This window comes from Streptomyces sp. NPDC054863, from assembly GCF_053610825.1.
The window spans coordinates 1-3,182 of sequence record NZ_JBSGZD010000490.1; the positions used below are offsets into that span (position 1 = coordinate 1).

The following is a 3,182-nucleotide window of genomic DNA, read 5'->3' on the forward strand; positions in this document are numbered from 1 at the left end:
GGCGGGCCGCCGGAGGCGGCGCCCCCCCTCCCCGTACACCTGCGTGCTACGTCGTCCTGAGTCCCAGCGGACCCGCGATCTCCTCCAGCATCACGCGGCCCGCCGCCTCCTCCAGGTCCTTCTCGGCCAGGTCCTCGTCGGTGTCCAGGCCGTCCAGCTCCTCAAGGGGCTGGTCGAGGCGGACGTGGGCGACGAGGGACTGGAGGGCGCGGAGGGTGGCCGACGCGGTGGATCCCCAGTTGGAGAAGTACGAGAACTGCCACCACCACAGCGCCTCGCTGGTGCGGCCCGCGCGGTAGTGGGCCAGGCCGTGCCGCAGGTCGGTCACCACGTCGGCGAGGTCGTCCGAGATGCGGCAGGCGACGGGCGCCTTGCGCGGCTCGTACGGGTCGAAGACCTCGGAGTAGACGTCGATGGGCTCCAGCATGCGCGCGAACCTTATGCGCAGGTCGTCCACGTCGGGCTCGGGCCCGAGGTCGGGCTCGTACCTCTCGTCCGGGACGATGTCCTCGTGCGCGCCCAACCGGCCGCCCGCGAGGAGGAGTTGGGACACCTCCAGGAGCAGGAACGGTACGGCACTGTCCGGCTCGTCACCCTTCGCCACTTCCGTGACGGCAAGGATGAAGCTCTCGATCTGATCGGCGATCTGGACCGCGAACAGATCTGGTTCCTGGTCCGGCAGCCGCCGCTGCGAGAACGCGGGCTCCGGCGTGGCCGCGGGCTTCGGCGCGGACCCGTGCTTCTGCGTGGACCCGTGCTTCTGCGTGGACCCGTGCTTCTGCGTGGCCGCGTGCGCGGTTCCGGTGACGTCAGACATCCAGCAATCGTCTCCCCTCGAAGGCACGCCCGAGCGTGACCTCGTCGGCGTACTCAAGGTCTCCCCCTACAGGAAGACCACTGGCCAGCCGAGTGACCTTCAAACCCATCGGCTTGATCATTCGTGCCAGGTACGTGGCCGTGGCCTCGCCCTCCAGGTTCGGATCCGTCGCCAGGATGAGCTCGGTGACGGCGCCGTCCGCGAGGCGGGCGAGCAGTTCCCTGATCCGCAGGTCGTCCGGGCCGACGCCCTCGATGGGGCTGATCGCGCCGCCCAGCACGTGGTAGCGCCCCCGGAACTCACGCGTCCGCTCGATCGCGACCACGTCCTTGGACTCTTCCACCACGCAGATGACGCTCAGGTCGCGGCGCGGGTCGCGGCAGATGTTGCACCGCTCCTCCTGGGCGACGTTCCCGCACACCGCGCAGAAGCGGACCTTGTTCTTGGCTTCCAGCAGTGCCTGCGCGAGCCGGCGGACGTCCGTCGGCTCGGCCTGGAGGATGTGGAAGGCGATCCGCTGCGCGCTCTTGGGACCGACGCCGGGCAGCCTGCCCAACTCGTCGATGAGGTCCTGAACCACGCCTTCGTACAACGGACTGCCTTCCCTGCTTCTTGCTCGGTCCTGCTTGGTACGTACGGTAGTTGGTGCGGAGGTCTGCGCAGAAGGGCTTGGCGCCCGTACGTCAGAACGGCAGCCCCGGCATACCGCCGAGGCCCTGGGTGAGCGGGCCGAGCTTCTGCTGCTGGAGGGTCTGCGCGTTCTCGTTCGCAGCCTGGACGGCGGCGACGACGAGGTCCGCGAGGGTCTCCGTGTCGTCCGGGTCGACGGCCTTCGGGTCGATCACCAGGCCGCGCAGTTCGCCGGAGCCGTTGACGGTCGCCTTGACCAGGCCGCCGCCGGCGGTGCCGTCGACCTCGGTCCTGGCGAGCTCCTCCTGCGCCTGGGCGAGGTCCTGCTGCATCTTCTGGGCCTGCTGGAGCAGCTGCTGCATGTTGGGCTGGCCACCACCGGGGATCACGGCATGTCTCCTAGTCGTCAGGACGACGCGTCCTGGGCATATCGTCCCGGGCGTCTCGTCCCGGGAATCGGTACGGGTCGGTCAATCCGAGCCTACGTGGTCGCCCGGCGGCATGCCCCGCACCGTACGAAGTACCTCTTTCGAGTGAGAGGGCCCGCACTCCCCTCCTGATCACGGGCCTCGTACGGGGGGAATTACCGGGACAACGGCCCCGGGGCCCGGCATTCGCCGGTAGGAAGGGCGAGCGCACCCGTACGGAGCAGTTTGCCGGTACGCCGCAGGAACGTTCTCAGAGCAGAGGAGTGCCCGGTGAGTCAGCCGGAGATGCAGCCCGAGGGGCCGCCGGCCCGGCACGACGCCGGATCCGGTTCCGGTCACGAGTGCGGTGCCGGTCACGAGTGCGGTGCCGGCGGCAGCGACGAGTGGGGCTGGGACGCCGAGGACCTGGCCGGACGGCCCTTCCCGCTCGGCGACTGGGGCGAACCGGCGGAGCGGCTGGACGAGCTGTACCGGTGGGTGGAGGCGGGGGCGCTGCGCACGGCCCGCTGGTACCTGGCCGACCGGGGCTGGAAGCGGCGGGGGGCGCGGGCGCTGCGGACCGGTACGGCGACGGGGGCGGTGGTCGGCGCCTCGCTCCCCCTCCTGGACCTGACGGGGGCGGTGCCGGGCGGGGCGGCCTGGGGGTACCTGGCCCTCCTGGTGGGCACCGCGTGCATGGCCTGCGACCGGTTCTTCGGGCTGACGTCGGGGTGGATGCGGGACATGGCCACCGCACAGGCCGTGCAGCGGCGGCTCACGGCGCTCCAGTTCGACTGGGCGTCGGAGAGCGTACGGGAGATCCTCGGGCCGACGGACGGGACGGCGAGCGAGGCGGCGGAGCGGTGTCTGGGGGTGCTTCGGCGCTTCACGGAGGACGTCACGGAACTGATCCGCGTCGAGACGACGGACTGGATGGTCGAATTCCGGTCCGGCCCGGCGCCGCTGGTCATGCAGACCCTGGGCGCGGCACAGGCCCGCCCGGAGGGGGCACCGGGCCACCCGAGCAGGGTGCCGCTGCCGCCGGGGACACGGCCGAACATGCCGAGGCAGCGTCCGCCGGAATCCCCAAGATAGAGCCACCTTCCAGCCCGTCGCACACCTCCAGCCCCGCCTGGCACCTTCAGCCCGTCGGGCATCTTCAGCGCGTCGGGCACCCTTTCAGCCCGCCCGGCATTTTCAGCCCGCCCGGCATTTTCAGCCCGTCGGGCACCCTTCAGCCCGTCCGGCGTTTGAGGACGCGCGGCGCAGCCGTGCACCGGGCGCAGCCCGGGACCCCGGCCCCCACCGGCGCGAGCCGTGCCCCTTTT

Annotated in this window: 4 protein-coding genes; 1 reads left to right on the plus strand and 3 read right to left on the minus strand. The window is 71.2% G+C overall.

Features of this window, described 5'->3' with window-relative positions; all coding sequences use genetic code 11:
• Positions 1–46 precede the first annotated feature (46 nt).
• The 3 genes from ACWGIG_RS38090 to ACWGIG_RS38100 all read right to left on the minus strand — a co-directional run bounded on the left by ACWGIG_RS38090 (position 47) and on the right by ACWGIG_RS38100 (position 1,836).
• Positions 47–817: a DUF5063 domain-containing protein gene (locus ACWGIG_RS38090; protein ID WP_453326307.1), complete on the minus strand. Its 771-nt coding sequence runs from the start codon at positions 815–817 to the stop codon at positions 47–49.
• Positions 810–1,409 (minus strand): recombination mediator RecR, encoded by a 600-nt coding sequence (gene recR / locus ACWGIG_RS38095; RefSeq protein WP_453326308.1) that lies wholly within the window; start codon positions 1,407–1,409, stop codon positions 810–812. The genes ACWGIG_RS38090 and recR overlap by 8 nt, the downstream gene beginning before the upstream one ends.
• A 91-nt stretch (positions 1,410–1,500) precedes the next feature.
• The gene (locus ACWGIG_RS38100; RefSeq protein ID WP_362412255.1) at positions 1,501–1,836 is read right to left on the minus strand and encodes a YbaB/EbfC family nucleoid-associated protein; all 336 of its coding nucleotides are present in this window, start codon (positions 1,834–1,836) and stop codon (positions 1,501–1,503) included.
• A gap of 309 nt (positions 1,837–2,145) precedes the next feature.
• Here ACWGIG_RS38100 and ACWGIG_RS38105 point away from each other — a divergent pair, with 309 nt between their 5' ends.
• Entirely contained in the window at positions 2,146–2,949 is an 804-nt protein-coding gene (locus ACWGIG_RS38105; RefSeq protein ID WP_453326309.1) for an SLATT domain-containing protein, read from the plus strand.
• Positions 2,950–3,182: the final 233 nt, after the last annotated feature.

What these genes read in the sequence shown, in the direction of transcription:
- ACWGIG_RS38090 (WP_453326307.1), bottom strand. Translation starts at nt 817, where the DNA reads ATGTCTGACGTCACCGGAACCGCGCACGCGGCCACGCAGAAGCACGGG.